Annotated in this window: 9 protein-coding genes; 6 read left to right on the forward strand and 3 right to left on the reverse strand. The window is 73.0% G+C overall.

Annotated elements, in window-relative coordinates:
• Window positions 1-136: 136 nt before the first annotated feature.
• Window positions 137-1,372: an ROK family transcriptional regulator gene (locus tag ACZ6TD_RS30645; protein ID WP_471343337.1), complete on the reverse strand. Its 1,236-nt coding sequence runs from the start codon at window positions 1,370-1,372 to the stop codon at window positions 137-139.
• A gap of 320 nt (window positions 1,373-1,692) precedes the next feature.
• Between ACZ6TD_RS30645 and ACZ6TD_RS30650 the strand changes: the two genes are divergently transcribed.
• The gene (locus ACZ6TD_RS30650) at window positions 1,693-3,618 is read left to right on the forward strand and encodes a S53 family peptidase (protein ID WP_471358188.1); all 1,926 of its coding nucleotides are present in this window, start codon (window positions 1,693-1,695) and stop codon (window positions 3,616-3,618) included.
• Between the two features lie 146 nt (window positions 3,619-3,764).
• Here the strand turns inward: ACZ6TD_RS30650 and ACZ6TD_RS30655 are convergent, their stop codons facing one another.
• On the reverse strand, window positions 3,765-4,865 hold the full coding sequence (locus ACZ6TD_RS30655) for a mechanosensitive ion channel family protein (RefSeq protein ID WP_471343338.1): 1,101 nt from the start codon (window positions 4,863-4,865) through the stop codon (window positions 3,765-3,767).
• 455 nt (window positions 4,866-5,320) lie between these two features.
• Here ACZ6TD_RS30655 and ACZ6TD_RS30660 point away from each other — a divergent pair, with 455 nt between their 5' ends.
• Window positions 5,321-5,857, forward strand: coding sequence for an HNH endonuclease (locus ACZ6TD_RS30660; protein ID WP_030837811.1), 537 nt, complete (start codon window positions 5,321-5,323; stop codon window positions 5,855-5,857).
• 99 nt (window positions 5,858-5,956) lie between these two features.
• On the opposite strand, the gene ACZ6TD_RS30665 is transcribed toward ACZ6TD_RS30660, so the two are convergent.
• On the reverse strand, window positions 5,957-8,944 hold the full coding sequence (locus tag ACZ6TD_RS30665; RefSeq protein WP_471358190.1) for a beta-N-acetylglucosaminidase domain-containing protein: 2,988 nt from the start codon (window positions 8,942-8,944) through the stop codon (window positions 5,957-5,959).
• A 413-nt stretch (window positions 8,945-9,357) separates the two neighbouring features.
• On the opposite strand from ACZ6TD_RS30665, the gene ACZ6TD_RS30670 reads away from it, so the two are divergent.
• The 4 genes from ACZ6TD_RS30670 to ACZ6TD_RS30685 all read left to right on the forward strand — a co-directional run bounded on the left by ACZ6TD_RS30670 (window position 9,358) and on the right by ACZ6TD_RS30685 (window position 14,281).
• Window positions 9,358-9,648 carry a hypothetical protein gene (locus ACZ6TD_RS30670; RefSeq protein WP_137977975.1) on the forward strand — a complete coding sequence of 97 codons (291 nt, stop codon included), beginning with the start codon at window positions 9,358-9,360 and terminating at the stop codon, window positions 9,646-9,648.
• Entirely contained in the window at window positions 9,648-11,852 is a 2,205-nt protein-coding gene (malQ, locus tag ACZ6TD_RS30675) for a 4-alpha-glucanotransferase (RefSeq protein ID WP_471343340.1), read from the forward strand. The genes ACZ6TD_RS30670 and malQ overlap by 1 nt, the downstream gene beginning before the upstream one ends.
• 360 nt (window positions 11,853-12,212) lie before the next feature.
• Entirely contained in the window at window positions 12,213-13,943 is a 1,731-nt protein-coding gene (locus ACZ6TD_RS30680) for an alpha-L-fucosidase (RefSeq protein ID WP_471343341.1), read from the forward strand.
• A gap of 95 nt (window positions 13,944-14,038) precedes the next feature.
• Complete coding sequence (locus tag ACZ6TD_RS30685; protein WP_014060726.1) at window positions 14,039-14,281, forward strand: hypothetical protein; 243 nt, start codon at window positions 14,039-14,041, stop codon at window positions 14,279-14,281.
• The last annotated feature ends 143 nt before the right edge of the window (window positions 14,282-14,424 follow it).

Raw genomic sequence — 14,424 nt, forward strand, 5'->3', positions numbered from 1 at the left:
TACGAGGGGGACGGCAGGGGAAGCGGCGGTGCGGGGCGCCGGACAACGGACAAAGGGGAGAGCGGACAGAGCCTGAGAACGGGCAGTGGGGAAAGGGGAAAGGGGCGTACGGGGTGGTGGAGCGGCGCCCGGTGAATCAGGCGTCGAACCGGGCGGTGTCGAAAACGGTCTGACGGGCATCGGCGACCGCCGTCCGCAGCGCGCCGATGAGAATCGGATCCCCCTCGATCTCACTGATCCGCAGGTGCGGCCGGGGCAGTGCGAGACCGGTCATCTCGGCCTCGACCAGCCGGCGCAGCCGCTCCCCGCCGGCCTGCGCGACCTCACCCGAAAGGACGACCAGCTCCGGGTCGACCACGGCGACGACGGAGGCCAGCCCGGCGGCCAGCCGGCGGGCCAGCTCGGTCAGCACCTCGTCGCCCGGGCCGGGGGTGCGCAGCGCGGCGGCGAGCGCCTTGGTGGCCGTGGGCGCGTCGATCCCGTGGGCGCGGGCCAGTTCCACGACGGCGGGCGAGCCGACCAGCATCTGGAACCCCCCGCCCCCGTCCGGCCGGGCGGCGGCGTCCGGCCCGCCCCGGGCCAGCGGGGCGCCCGGCAGCGGCATGTAGCCGATCTCCCCGGCCCCGCCGGTGGCACCCCGCAGCAGGGTGCCGTGGAGCACGATGGCCGCGCCGACCCCCTCGTCGGCCCAGACCAGCGCGAAGTCGTCGAAGTCCTGGGCGGTGCCGTCGTGCTGTTCGGCGATGGCGGCGAGGTTGACGTCGTTCTCGATGACGATCGGTGTGTGCAGCACCTCGGCCAGGTCGTCCCGCAGGGTGCGGGACTGCCAGCCGGGCAGATGCGGGGCGTAGCGCAGCGTCCCGGTGCGCGGGTCGAGCGCGCCGGGGGTGCCGATCACGGTGGAGTGCAGATCGTCCCGGCCGAGCCCGGCGGCGGCCAGCGCCCCGTCCACCGCCTCGGCGACCAGCTCCCCGGTCCGGTTGGTCACGCTCGCGTCGGTCGCCGGGGCCGTCACCCGGTGTTCACCGACCACCTGTCCGGTGATGTCGGCGACGGCGGCGGTGATGCCCTCCTGGTCCACGGCGAGCGCGGCCACATGGGCGGCGGCCGGATCGATCTCGTACAGCTGCGCGTTGGGCCCCGGGCGTCCGGTGACGTTCCCGGTGGTGCGGACCAGGCCGACGGACTCCAGGCGGGTCAGCAGCTGGGAGGCGGTGGGCTTGGACAGCCCGGTCAGCTCCCCGAGCCGGGTCCGGGTGAGGGGTCCGTGGGCGGCCAGCAGCTCCAGTGCGGCGCGGTCGTTCATGGCGCGGAGGACGCGGGGGGTCCCGGGGGTGCCGCCCTGCGTATTGCTGCCGGGTGATGCGGCCATGGTGATGCCCCCGTCTCACTCTGTTAAGAAAGTTTCCTATTGATGAAGAGCAAGCTAGGGGGCGGACCGGGGCGGCGTCAATGGGTCATGGGCGGGCTTTCCTTGGCGGGGTTTTGGCGAAGAGATGGATCATCCATGTACCTGGCATGGACAAGTCACCGTAAGAGTGGCCTCCGGTGGGGTGCCTGTGATCGTCAGCCCCCACTGTCATGCGACGACTCGAATCGCAAGGGGGCTAGGTGAGATCTATTTCTTCCCGGGAGCGCACGGCCCGTTCCAGACAGCGCACGGCCCGTTCCGGCAAACGGACGGCCCTGGGGCTGGCGGCGGCACTGCCGTTGGTGGCCGGTGCGCTGGCGCTCGGCATACCCACGGCCCAGGCCGACTCCGCACCGCACGGCCGTGACACCCTGAACGGCACCAAGCCCGCCTGGGCGACGGCGCGTTCGGACCGCGGCGCGACCGATGACGGCGATAAGGTCACCGCGCGCGTCTATCTCGCCGGACGGGACGCCAAGGGGCTGGCCGACTACGCCAAGGCCGTGTCCGACCCCTCATCGCCGGACTACGGCAAGCATCTGTCGGCCCGGCAGACCCAGGCACGTTTCGGACCGACACGGCAGCAGAAGGACGCCGTGACCGCCTGGTTGAAGGGCGCCGGGCTCGATGTCACCGGCGGCAACCAGCACTATCTGTCGGTCACCGGCGAAGTCCCGGCCGCCGAGCGGGCGTTCGGCACCCAGCTGCACAACTACACCAAGGACGGCAAGGTCTACCGGGCGCCGTCGAACGCGGCCACCGTGCCCGCCTCGCTGCACGGCGCCGTGCTGACCGTCGTCGGCCTGGACAACGCGCCCAAGCGGGCCAAGCACGACGAGACCCTCCCGCCCCCCGGACCGGTCTTCAAGAACGCCGGGCCGTTCTCCACCTACTACGGCTCCCGGACCGACCGGAGCCTGCCCTCGGCCTACGGCGCCAAGCAGCCGTACGCGATCAAGGGGTACACCGGCAAGCAACTGCGCGCCGCCTACGGCGCCAAGAGCCGCAACACCGGTAAGGGCGTCACCGTGGCCATCACCGACGCCTTCGCCTCGCCCACCATCGCCGCGGACGCCGCCCAGTACGCCAAGCGCAACGGCGACCCGGCCTACCGCAAGGGCCAGTTGACGCAGGTGCTGCCGGCCGACTACCGGTACACCGAGGAGTGCGACGCGAGCGGCTGGTACGGCGAGGAGACCCTCGACGTCGAGGCGGTGCACGCGGTGGCGCCCGCGGCCGACATCTCTTACGTCGGCGGAGCCTCCTGCACCGACGACGATCTGCTCGACTCGCTCGCCAAGGTCGTCGACAACCGGCTGGCCGACATCGTCTCCAACTCCTGGGGAGATGTGGAGGCCAACGAGACGCCGGACGTGGCCGCCGCCTACGACCAGATCTTCCAGCAGGGCGCGGTCGAGGGCATCGGCTTCTACTTCTCCTCCGGTGACAACGGCGACAACGTGGCGTCCACCGGCACCAAGCAGGTCGACACCCCGGCCAACTCGGCCTGGGTGACGGCGGTCGGCGGCACCTCCCTGGCCGTCGGCAAGGGCGGGACGTACCAGTGGGAGACCGGTTGGGGCACCACCAAGGCCACCCTCTCGGCCGACGGCACCAACTGGGACGCGCTGCCCGGCGCGTACACCTCCGGCGCCGGAGGCGGCACCAGCAAGACCGTCGCCCAGCCCTTCTACCAGCGCGGCGTGGTGCCGGACGCGCTCGCCCTGGCAGGCGGCGGCACGGCCAAGCAGCGGGTGACCCCGGACATCGCGGCCGTGGCCGACCCCAACACCGGCTTCCTGGTGGGCCAGACGCAGACCTTCCCGGACGGGTCGCTCCAGTACGGTGAGTACCGCATCGGCGGCACCTCGCTGGCCGCGCCCGTGATCGCCGGTGTGCAGGCGCTCGCCCAGCAGGCGCGCGGCGGCCAGCCGATCGGCTTCGCCAACCCGTCGCTGTACGACCGGTACGGCACCGCCTCGTACCACGATGTGACCGACCACCCGCTGGGCGCCGGTGTCTCGCTGGGCGTGGTCCGGGTCGACTACGTCAACAGCCACGACGACACCGACGGGCTGGTGACCTCGCTGCGCAGCCTCGGCCGGGACAGCTCGCTCCACGCGGTCGTGGGCTATGACGACGTGACCGGTGTGGGCACGCCCGCGGCCGGTTACCTCACCTCGTTCGGCGGACACCACCGCCGCTGAGCGGCCGGGCCGAGCTCCTTACGGCTCTCGCGGGCCTTGGCTCCTCACGGCTCTCACCGGCCCGAGCTCCTTACGGTTCGCACGAGGCTCCCGTCCCTCCCCGGGGCGGGAGCCTCGTCATGTCCGCCGTGTCGAGCCCGCCGCGCTCACTTCGCCGTGGGCGGCGGCACCGTCGCGGAGGGGGTGGCGGCCGGACCGGCGCCCGGAGCGATCGGGCTGGCCGCCGCCGACTGCGGCGAGTCCGGGTTGGCCAGCGCCGACGGCGCCGACGTGGTGGCGCTCGGATCGACGGCGTCGGTCTGGAGCTCCGGGTCCAGGGGCCGGCCCACGAGCTGGATGCCCGCCTCGTTCAGCGCCTTCTTGATCCGCCAGCGCAGCTCCCGCTCGACGCCGAGCGCCTTGCCGGGCATGGTCCGCGCCGACACCCGGACGATCATCGAGTCCAGATAGACCGCGTCGAGACCCAGGACCTCGATCGGCTCCCAGAGCCGCTCGTTCCACGGCTCCTCCTTGGCCATGTCCACACCGACCTGCGTGATCACGGCCCGGACCTGGTCCAGGTCCTCCTCGGCCCGGACCTGGACATCCAGCGCGGCCGTCGCCCAGCCCTGGCTGAGGTTGCCGATCCGCTTGACCTCGCCGTTGCGCACGTACCAGATCTCGCCGTTGTCCCCGCGCAGCTTGGTGACCCGCAGACCGACCTCGATCACCTCGCCGGAGGCCACCCCGGCGTCGACCGTGTCGCCGACCCCGTACTGGTCCTCAAGGATCATGAAGACACCGGAGAGGAAGTCGGTGACCAGATTGCGGGCGCCGAAACCGATCGCCACACCCGCGACCCCGGCACTGGCGAGCAGCGGCGCCAGATTGATCTCCAGCGCGGAGAGGATCATCAGCGCCGCGGTGCCCATGATCAGGAACGAGGCCACGGAGCGCAGCACCGAGCCGATCGCCGCGGACCGCTGCCGCCGTCGCTCCACATTGACCAGCAGCCCGCCGAGCGCGGTGCCGTCGACGGCCTGGGCCGTGCGGTTCATGCGCTCTATCAGCTTGGTGATCGCCCGCCGGACGACGGACCGGAGCACGAAGGCGATGACCAGGATCAGGGCTATGCGCAGCCCGATGCCGAGCCAGGTGGACCAGTTCTCCTCCACCCAGCCCGCGGCGTTCGTGGCGCTCTTCTGCGCATCGTCGAGAGTCGTGGGACGAGGCGTCGAGTCAGCGGCCAGAGCAGCGGACCAGAACACAGCAGAAACCCTTCGTATGCGACATGCCCACACGGATCGCCCGCGCGCGCAACCTCCAACACAGTAGCCGGGCGCGAGTGGCGCCGTTCCTGTGTTCGAGAGCGCGCGAGCGCGGTCAGGGGGCGCATATGAGCGGGTCCGGAGGCGGCAATTCCACCTTCTGCCCCGGCCGGAGGCCGTGCGGCGGCACCGGCCGGAGCGGGCCGTGATTCTTGCCACTTCGCGGTGGTATCCCGCTCCCCGCGCACCTCGTGCGCGAGGGCGCCGGAAGCCGGACGGGGCCGGTGGTCAAGCGGTCGGTGTCGCCGCCGGGTACGGAGGGTATACGTGGGGTACGCGGAAATGCCTCTCAACCGTTAACCCGGTGATAGTGGCGTTCCGGCCAGGGTTCAGGGGAAACTGGGGGAGATCGTCCCGGCGCGAGCCACGCGCCGCCGGCGTACAAGGAGGCCCCCGTGCCGCATGTCCTGGTCCTCAACGCGTCGTACGAGCCCCTCGGCGTCGTACCGCTCCGCCGCGCGCTCGTACTCGTCCTCAATGACAAAGCCGTCAGCCTCGAGGACTCAGGCGCCCTGATGCACAGCGCGACCCGCGCCATCCCCGCACCCAGCGTCGTCCGGCTGAAGCGCTTTGTGCGGGTGCCCTTTCGCGGCCCCGTTCCGCTCACCCGCCGCGCCCTGTTCGCCCGCGACGGCGGCCGATGCGCCTACTGCGGTGGCGTCGCAACCAGCGTCGATCACGTCATCCCGCGCAGCCGTGGCGGGCAGCACACCTGGGAGAACGTGGTCGCCGCGTGCCGTCGCTGCAATCACGTCAAGGCGGACCGCCATGTCGCCGAGATCGGCTGGCGGCTGCGCCATCAACCCGCGCCGCCGTCGGGGCTCGCGTGGCGGATCATCGGCACGGGCCATAGGGACCCGCGCTGGCTGCCATACCTGCAGGCATACGGCGCGGAAGACGCCATGGCCCGGATCGACGGCAGATCTGCCTGAGAGACCGGGCCATTACTGTGTCTGCTCGCGGGAGCCCCTGGGCCCTGTCCGGTGGACCTTCACCGGCCATGCAGATCCGCCGGACAGGGCCCAGGCCGGCTAGTCCTTCTGCACCGCGTAGGCGGCGACCGACCAGAGGGAGTAGCCGAAGCGGGTGGCGCGCTCGACGCCCTGGACGCGGATGAACCGTGTGTCCGGGGCGTCCATGCCGATCGACTCCCGGCCGCCCTTCCCATGGGCCACCGTCGCCGCCTCCCGCCAGGTGCGGCCGTCCTTGGAGACCTGGACGCGGTAGCGGGAGGCGTACGCGTCCTGCCAGGTCAGCTCCAGGCGGCCGATCCGGGCCGGGTGGGCCAGCTCCAACTGGAGCCAGGCGCCGTCCTCGGCCCGGGAGGACCAGCGGGTGTCCGCCTTGCCGTCGATCGCGGCGGACGCCGGGAAATCGGCGTTCTCATCGCCGGACGAGGTCGCCTTCGTGCCCTCCGCGCGGGCCAGGTCCGGGCCGCCGGTGTGCGGATGCGCCCTTACGGTCAGCATGCGCTCCTCGGACCCGAAGCGGACCGGGAGGGAGTAGCTGCCCGGCTTGGTGCCCTTGGCCACCGATATCTCCAGCCGGGCGGTCGCCGTACCGCCGCGCGGGGCCGTCACCCCGTCGGGGGCGCGGACGGTGATGCCGCGCGGCGCCTTCACCGTAAGGTCGCCGTTGACATCGCCGGGGCGGTGGGAGACCAGTTGGGCCTCGACGACGGCCGCGTCGCCGCCTATCTGCGCGTCCGCCGTCTTGTGGGACAGCGTGAGCCCGGCGTCCGGGGTGTCGCCGAACCAGGGCGTGATCTCGTGCACGGCCGGCGGGGTGGTGCCGTCCGGCCAGCTGAGCCGGATCGCGTCGGCCGACAGGTTCTTGTCCCCCTCCGCCGCCCTGACCTGGGTGAAGCCGCTGCTCGAGAGGGCGCCGATGCGGCGCCAGCCCTCACCGGGGACATGCGCCTCGACGGTGCCGGGCGCGGCGTCCTGGACCCGGGCGGTGAGCGCGGAGACCGAGGAGAGCGGACGGCTGCGGCCGAAGCGCACGGTGACCGGGCGGCCGGGCGAGGACACCTCGGTGGCCGCCTTACCGTCGGCCGCAGCGCGGTCCTCCTCGCCGGTCCGCAGCCCCAGCTTCGGCGTCCGGTCCACACCCGACCAGGCGTCCGCCCGGACCAGGGCCTTGGCGAGGAAGGGATCGAGGACGCCCTTGCCGACCGTGACCCGGCTGTCCCCGATCCTCTCGCGCAGCGCCTCCACCGCGAGCTGGGCCTTCCAGGCCGCCGCTCCGTCGCCGCGGGCCTGGGCGGTGAGCATGTCCACGGCCCGCACCCCCGCGTCGCCGTACCGGCTCAGCTGGTCGAGCCAGGGCCGCACATCGTCGCCCAGCGTGCGGGAGAGCCGCTCGGGGGCGTCACGCATCGTCGTGAAGGCGCCGCGCAGCCGGTCGGCCGAGCGCTCCAGCCGCTCCACGTCCGTACCGCCCAGGGCCGACCAGAACGCGTCGATGAGCGGGCGCAGATACGCGGACTCGTCGCCGCCGAGCACCGAGGAGGCGTCGTTCCCGGCCAGGGCGCGCAGGGCGGCCCGGGTCCTGGTATCGGGCCCCGCGAGGTCGTCGATGGCCGCCTGCCAGGACTCCTGGGGGCGGTAGCCGCGTGGGTTCCAGGCGAAGTCGGCGGCGGTGAACAGCGGGATCCGGGAGGCGGTCGGCTGCTCCATGGCGTTGGCCAGCAGTGCCGCGGACTGGGTGGCCACCGCCGGGTCGCGGCCGGTGTACGGGCCGAGGAAGATCCGGTCCTGCGCCCAGTCGTTGACCGGGTAGTTGTCCATGGTGACCAGGCGGTGGTCGAACGCCGACCGGGCCCCGGCCAGCTCACCGCCGGTGATGGTCCTGGGCACCACCCCGACCCCGGTCCAGGCGACCTCCACACGCTGGTCGAGCGCCCCGGCCAGCGCGCGCCGGAACTCGGTGTCGCCGTCCTGGTAGTACTCGGTCGGCATCAGGGACAGCGGGGCCGAGCCGGGGTAGCGGTCGGCCAGGTGGCGGGCGAGGGCGCCTGCCACCTTGGCCTGCGCGGTGGCGGCGGCCTCCGGGCCGGAGCCGAATTCATCGGCGTCGGCGCCGCAGTGCCACTCGCTGTAGCTGACGTCCTGGAACTGCAGCTGGAAGGAGCGCACCCCGAGCGCCCACATGGCGTCGACCTTCCGCAGCAGCGCCTTGAGGTCCTTCGAGGAGGAGAAGCACATCTCCTGGCCGGGGGAGACCGCCCAGCCGAGGGTCACATGGTTGGCCCGGGCGCGCGTGGCCAGCTCACGGAACTCCTCGCGCCGCTCGGCGGGGTAGGGGTCGCGCCAGCGGGCCTGCCGGTAGGTGTCGTCGCCGGGCGCGTAGAGATAGCGGTTCTGCTTGGTGCGGCCCATGAAGTCGAGCAGGGCCAGCCGGTCGCGGTGCGACCACGGGGAGCCGTAGAAACCCTCCGTCGTCCCCCTTACGGCCGTCGCGGGCCAGTCGCGGACGGTCACCCCGGCGAGGGCGGAGCCCCGGCCCTCCCGTTTCACCAGCAACTGGCGCAGGGTCTGGACGGCGTGGAAGAGCCCGTCCGGGCCGACGCCGGACAGCGCGACCGTGGGGTGCCCGTCCACCGGGCCCGTGGCCAGGAGATAGCCGCCGGAGGGGAGGTCGCCGCGCTCGGGCGCGCGCAGGGCGCGCAGCGCGTTCGTCGCGCCCTTACCGCCGACGTGCACCACCAGCCCGCGTGCCGGGGCCTTGCCGCCGGGCGTGGCCTCGTTGACGGTGCGCACCCCCGCGTCGTGCAGCAGGCCGCGCAGCGCGTCCAGGGCGTACGGATCGGCGTCGCCGTCGGCTATGAGCGTGGCCTCGTCGCCCAGGGCCACCTCCGACCCCTGCGCCCGCAGCGACTGGGGGCGCGGCCATACGGGCGGTATGCCGTCGCTGCTGTCGCGCTCCGGTGTGGTGGCGCCCGGGGCGCCGTGGTCCACCGGTGCCGCGGTGGCCGCCGGGGCACCGCCGAGCAGCCCCCCGATGACCGCGGCGGCCATGGCCGTCGCGCCCGCTGCCCTGGGCCTCTTCCCCCCGAACTGCACGGGCCTCTCCTCGATCCAGATAGCCGGTCCCCGTAGATATGGCGCCGATAGGCGTGAGCCCACCACCAGGCCGGTGAGGGTGTCAACGCGAACGACCGAAGTGTCGGCATTGCCGCGTGCGCCACGCCTCGGGCGCCTGGCGCCGGGCCTCGGGCGGCCCGCGCCGGGCGCGGCACGCCCGGCGCAAGTCTGACGGATGAAGAGCGGTCCTGTTCGTAAACTCTGTGCCCCCGACCCCTTGGCGCCGTGAAATCGCCGCCCAGAGGGGATGTGACCTACAGCACGTCCGGGGGGCGTTTACGTCTGCGCCCGTCCGGAGTGGGTAGAGCTCGGGATGACCCACTGCCGACAACCCCACGGAGGTCCGTGTGGCCGCGTCAGCTCAACTCCTGCTTTCCGCCCTGTCCAAACCCGGCCCCGAGGCGTCCAGCGAACCGGATCCCTTCGACGGGGTCTCCGACCCCGACTGCGGACTGTGCGGCCTGGACGGCTTCGGGTCCGGAAGCGCCACGGAGGCGCCCCTCACCAGCGAGCCCCCGCTCTCCGACAACATTCCCCTGACCAGCGAGCCTCCGCTCGCCGCCGAACCTCCCCTGACGAGTGAGCCGACCGCCGTCCTTACCGGCGCGGGCGCGGGCTGCGAGCCGATGGAGTACTGATGGGCAGAGCGCGGCTCGCCGAGCTGCACGGTGTCGCCACCTCCTACGACCCCGCCCCGGGCCGCACCGTCCAGGTGCCCGAGGACACGGTCGTCGCCGTGCTCGCCGCGCTCGGCGTGGACGCCTCGACCCCCCGATCCGTGACCGAAGCGCTGGACCGGTACGACAGCCGGCGGCGCGACCGGCTGCTGCCCCCCTGCGTGGTGGTGCGCCCCGGCAAGGTGCCCCGTCTGACCCTGCCCGAGGGCACGGCGCTGCGGGTGCGCCCCGAGGACGGCGCACCGCACGCGCGGGGGCGGGCGGCCGCGGCGGCCTTACGGGCCGATGGCCCCCTGACGAGGGGCACCCGCGAGGACGGCGCTCTTACGGCCAGATTTCTTGACGACGGCGTCCTTACGGAGGACGCCACCGCCGATGGCCTCCTTACCGCGCTCGCCGCACTGCCGCCCGGCGCCCACACCCTGCTCGCCGAGGCCCCCGACGGCCGCCGCGCCACCGCCCCCCTCATCGTGGCCCCCGACCGGATGCCGTTGTCCCCGGCCCGCAGTCACGGCTTCCTGGTGCAGCTCTACTCGCTGCTCTCCGCACGCTCCTGGGGCATGGGCGACCTCGGCGACCTGGCCGATCTGGCCGCCTGGTCGGGGCGGGCGCTCGGCGCCGGCTTCGTCCAGATCAACCCGCTGCACGCCGCCGTGCCCGGCACCCCGGCCGCGCCCACCGACCCCTCGCCGTACCGCCCCTCCTCGCGGCGCTTCCCCGATCCCGTCCATCTGCGCGTCGAGGACGTGCCCGAATACGCCCATCTGCGCGGCCGCGCCCGTGAGCGGGCCGATCAGCTGCTGGAGGCCGCCGCCGCCCTCCGTACGGCCGTCCTGCGCGAGGGCGCCCTCATCGACCGGGACGCCGTCTGGGCCCTCAAACGCGAGGCGCTGGAGCTGGTGCGGACGGTCCCACTCAGCCCCGGCCGCCGCGCCGCCTACTGCGACTTCCTCGCCGAGCGCGGTCAGGCCCTGGAGGACCACGCCCTGTGGTGCGCGCTCGCCGAGACCCACGGCCCCGAATGGCGCACCTGGCCCGACGGCCTGGCCGATCCGCGCTCGGCGGGCACCGCCCGGGCGCGGGCCGAGCACCTGGACCGCACCGACTTCCACTGCTGGCTGGCCTGGCTCACCGACACCCAGCTCGCCGCCGCCCAGTGCGCCGCGCGCGAGGCGGGCATGGGCATCGGCCTCGTCCACGATCTGGCGGTCGGGGTCCATCCCTCGGGCGCCGACGCCTGGGCGCTCCAGGACGTCTTCGCCTCCGGCATGTCGATCGGCGCGCCCCCGGACGCCTTCAACTCCCGGGGCCAGGACTGGGGCCTGCCGCCGTGGCGTCCGGACGCCCTCGCGGCCACCGGCTACGCCCCCTACCGCGATCTGCTGAGCGGCCTCTTACGGCACGCGGGCGCGCTCCGTATCGACCATGTGATGGGCCTCTTCCGGCTGTGGTGGGTGCCGGAGGGGCGGGAGCCGACCGAGGGCTGTTACGTCCGCTACGACGCGGAGGCGATGCTCGGCGCGCTCGCCCTGGAGGCGCACCGGGCCGGGGCGGTCGTCATAGGGGAGGACCTGGGGACGGTCGAGCCCGGTGTGCGGGAGGAGCTGGAGCGGCGAGGGGTGCTGGGCACCTCGGTGATGTGGTTCGAGCGGAACTACAACGGGGCGGGCGCCGCGCGGCCGCTGGCGCCGGAGGAGTGGCGCGCGGACTGCCTGGCCACCGTGACGACCCACGATCTGCCGAGTACGGCCGCCCGGCTGACCGGCGACCATGTCGAGCTCCGCCACCGGCTGGGCCTGCTGAGCCGCCCCCTCGCCGAGGAGCGGGCGGCGGACGCGGTCGAGGTCGCCGAGTGGCTGGGGCTGCTGGGGCGGCTCGGGCTGCTGCCGGAGGGGCCGGGTGACGAGGAGGCGGCGGTCAAGGCGGTCCACCGCTTTCTGCTGCGCACCCCGGCGAAGATGGTGGGCGTCTGGCTGCCGGACGCGGTGGGGGACCGCAGACCGCAGAATCTGCCGGGCACGTGGGATCAGTACCCCAACTGGCGGCTGCCGATCGCCGACGCCGAGGGGCGCCCGATGTCCCTGGAGGAGCTGGTCGCCTCGCCCCGGCTGCGCGCGCTGATGGACGAGGTGGTCCGGCTCGCACCTGGTGACCCCGCCTCGTAGCCCCGCCAGGGGGTGTGCGACGGGTCTTGGCGCCTGCGGCGGGCCACGCGGCGGAGCCGCATATCGGTGCTTCCCCCTCCCCGCCCCTTCCCACAACTGGGGCTCTGCCCCAGGCCCCGTACCGGGGCTTCGCCCCAGACCCCGGCTTCGCCCCAGACCTCGCACCGGGGCTCTGCCCCAGGCCCCGCGTCCAGGGGGCCTCCGCCGCGTGGTCCGCCGAACACCTCGTAGTGGCTGCCCCGCCCCATAGGTGGGATCTCTGGCGTATGCGGTCTGCCCAGAGGGTCTCTCTTCTGTCAGGCTGTCATGGACACCGCCATAGAGATCCGATCAATGCCGATCGGAGAGCTGGAGGGGACCATGGCCCGACCTCTGGCCGGAACGCCCGGCACCCACGGAACCCGCGGACGGCGGCGTGCGCTGCTCGCGCTCCGCGCCCTCGCCCTGGCCGCCCTCGCGGCCGCCGCCGTCCCTCCCGCCCCCGCGCAGGCCGCCGCGCGGGCCGGATGCGAGGGGCCCATCACCCCGGCCCCGCAGCAGGTCGTCGAGGACTGCGACACCCCCGCCCGCATCATCGACAAGGCCGCCCACACCGTCCCCACCCCCGGACAGCGAGCCTGGCAGCGGCGCGAGACCACCGCATTCACCCACTTCGGCATGAACACCATGACCGGCCGCCAGTGGGGCTCCGGAGCCGAGGACGAGAAGCTCTTCGACCCGCCCGAGCTCGCCATGGACCAGTGGATGCGGGCGTACAAGGCCGCCGGCGCCCAGCAGGTCATGCTCACCGCCAAGCACCACGACGGCTTCACGCTCTACCCGAGCCGCTACACCGACCACGACGTCGAGGCCAGCCCCTGGTGGACGAAGGGCCCCGGCGGCCGGAATCCCGACGGCGATGTCCTCGGCGCGTACGTCAAGGCCGCCCGTAAGGCGGGACTCAAGGTCGGCGTCTACCTCTCGCCCGCCGACGGCGCCGAGCTGCCGCACGCCTGGCACGCCCAGTGGGTCGAGAAGATCCGCGAGAAGCAGCAACACGGCGAGGAGCTGTCGCTGCCCGAGCGGATGGCCCTGGAGGACGGCGACCGCGCACCCGCCGGCCAGGGCCGCTACGGCAACGGCAGCAAGCCGACCGAGCGCACCATCCCCACCCTCGTCCCCGGCGACGACCGGGCGGACAAGGTCGCCTCCGGGGCGCTGCCCACCTTCCGCTTCGCCGCCGACGACTACGACGCGTACTACCTCAACCAGATCTACGAGATCCTGACGCAGTACGGCCCCATCGACGAGTTCTGGCTGGACGGCGCCAACCCCTGGGGCGGTGCGGGCGTCACCCAGCACTACAACGTCAGGAACTGGTTCGAGCTGATCCACGCGCTCTCCCCGAAGTCCGTGATCTTCCAGGGCGCCCAGGGCGTGCGCTGGGTGGGCAACGAGGACGGCATCGCCCGGGAGACCGAGTGGTCGGTGACCCCGTCCGCGGTCGACCCGTGGACCGTCATCGGCGGCGGGCTGCCCAATGACTCCACCGACGCCGACATCGGCTCGCGCGCGAAGCTGACCGCGCCGGGTGTGCGCTATCTGCAGTGGTACCCGGCCGAGGCCGATGTCTCGATCCGCCCCGGCTGGTTCCACGACCCCGCGGAGCGGCCCAAGACCCCCGACCAGCTCATGTCGCTGTACGAGCGCAGCGTGGGCCGCAACGCCTCGCTGCTGCTCAATGTGCCGCCCGCGAAGAACGGCCGGATCGACGACGCCGATATGGCCTCCCTTACGGCCTTCGGCAAGGCCGTAAGGACGACATACGGCACCGGCTCCCGGCCGACGACCGGCCATCCGGTGACCTTCGACCGGGTGCGGCTCGGCGAGGACATCCGCCAGGGGCAGCGGGTGGAGGAGTTCACCGTGCAGGCCCGGGTGGCCGGGACCTGGCGGGACATCGCCTCCGGGACGACCGTCGGGGCCCGGCGCATCCTTCCGCTGGCCGCGCCCGTCACGGCCGACGGGCTGCGGATACGCGTCCTCGCCTCCCGCGCCGCACCACGGCTGCTGCCGCCCACGGTCCACCTCAGTGAGGCGGGCCGTCGCTGAGACGGCGATCCGGGGGTCGTGTCATGGCCATCTCAGCACCGTGTTAAGGCCACCCCGGGCACGCGGCGCCGGGGGGCGTCGGATAACTTGAGTCCGTGAGCAACAAGGTCAAAAAGAACGCCGTGCGCGCCGGTGCAGTCATCGCCGCGACGACGGCGATGCTGCTGATGTCGTCCCCCGCGTTCGCGCTCACCCGCGACGACGGTGACGACCCGGGTCCGGGCCTGAGTGTCGCCGAGACACTGGGCCTCTATGTCGCTGCTCCGATCATCCTGTTCCTGGTGATCGCGGGTCTGGTGATGGCGGGAGACAGGAAGTCCCGTAAGCAGACCGACTGACGCGATCGTCGACGAAGCGCGCACGCCGCTGCGGAGCGCCCCGGCCATCCGGCCGGGGCGCTTTTGTTGTGTACGGGGCGAGTCGCTTTCCGGCCATGCCCGGGTCGTTGCCCCGTTGCCCCCCGGCCGCGCCCCGTCCCGTC

This window comes from Streptomyces yongxingensis (assembly GCF_055597465.1).

Excerpts from the sequence above, each read along its gene's own strand:
- ACZ6TD_RS30645 (WP_471343337.1), bottom strand. The coding sequence starts at position 1,372 with ATGGCCGCATCACCCGGCAGCAATACGCAGGGCGGCACCCCCGGGACC.
- ACZ6TD_RS30665 (WP_471358190.1), bottom strand. The coding sequence starts at position 8,944 with ATGGCCGCCGCGGTCATCGGGGGGCTGCTCGGCGGTGCCCCGGCGGCC.
- malQ (WP_471343340.1), top strand. The coding sequence starts at position 9,648 with ATGGGCAGAGCGCGGCTCGCCGAGCTGCACGGTGTCGCCACCTCCTAC.
- ACZ6TD_RS30680 (WP_471343341.1), top strand. The coding sequence starts at position 12,213 with ATGGCCCGACCTCTGGCCGGAACGCCCGGCACCCACGGAACCCGCGGA.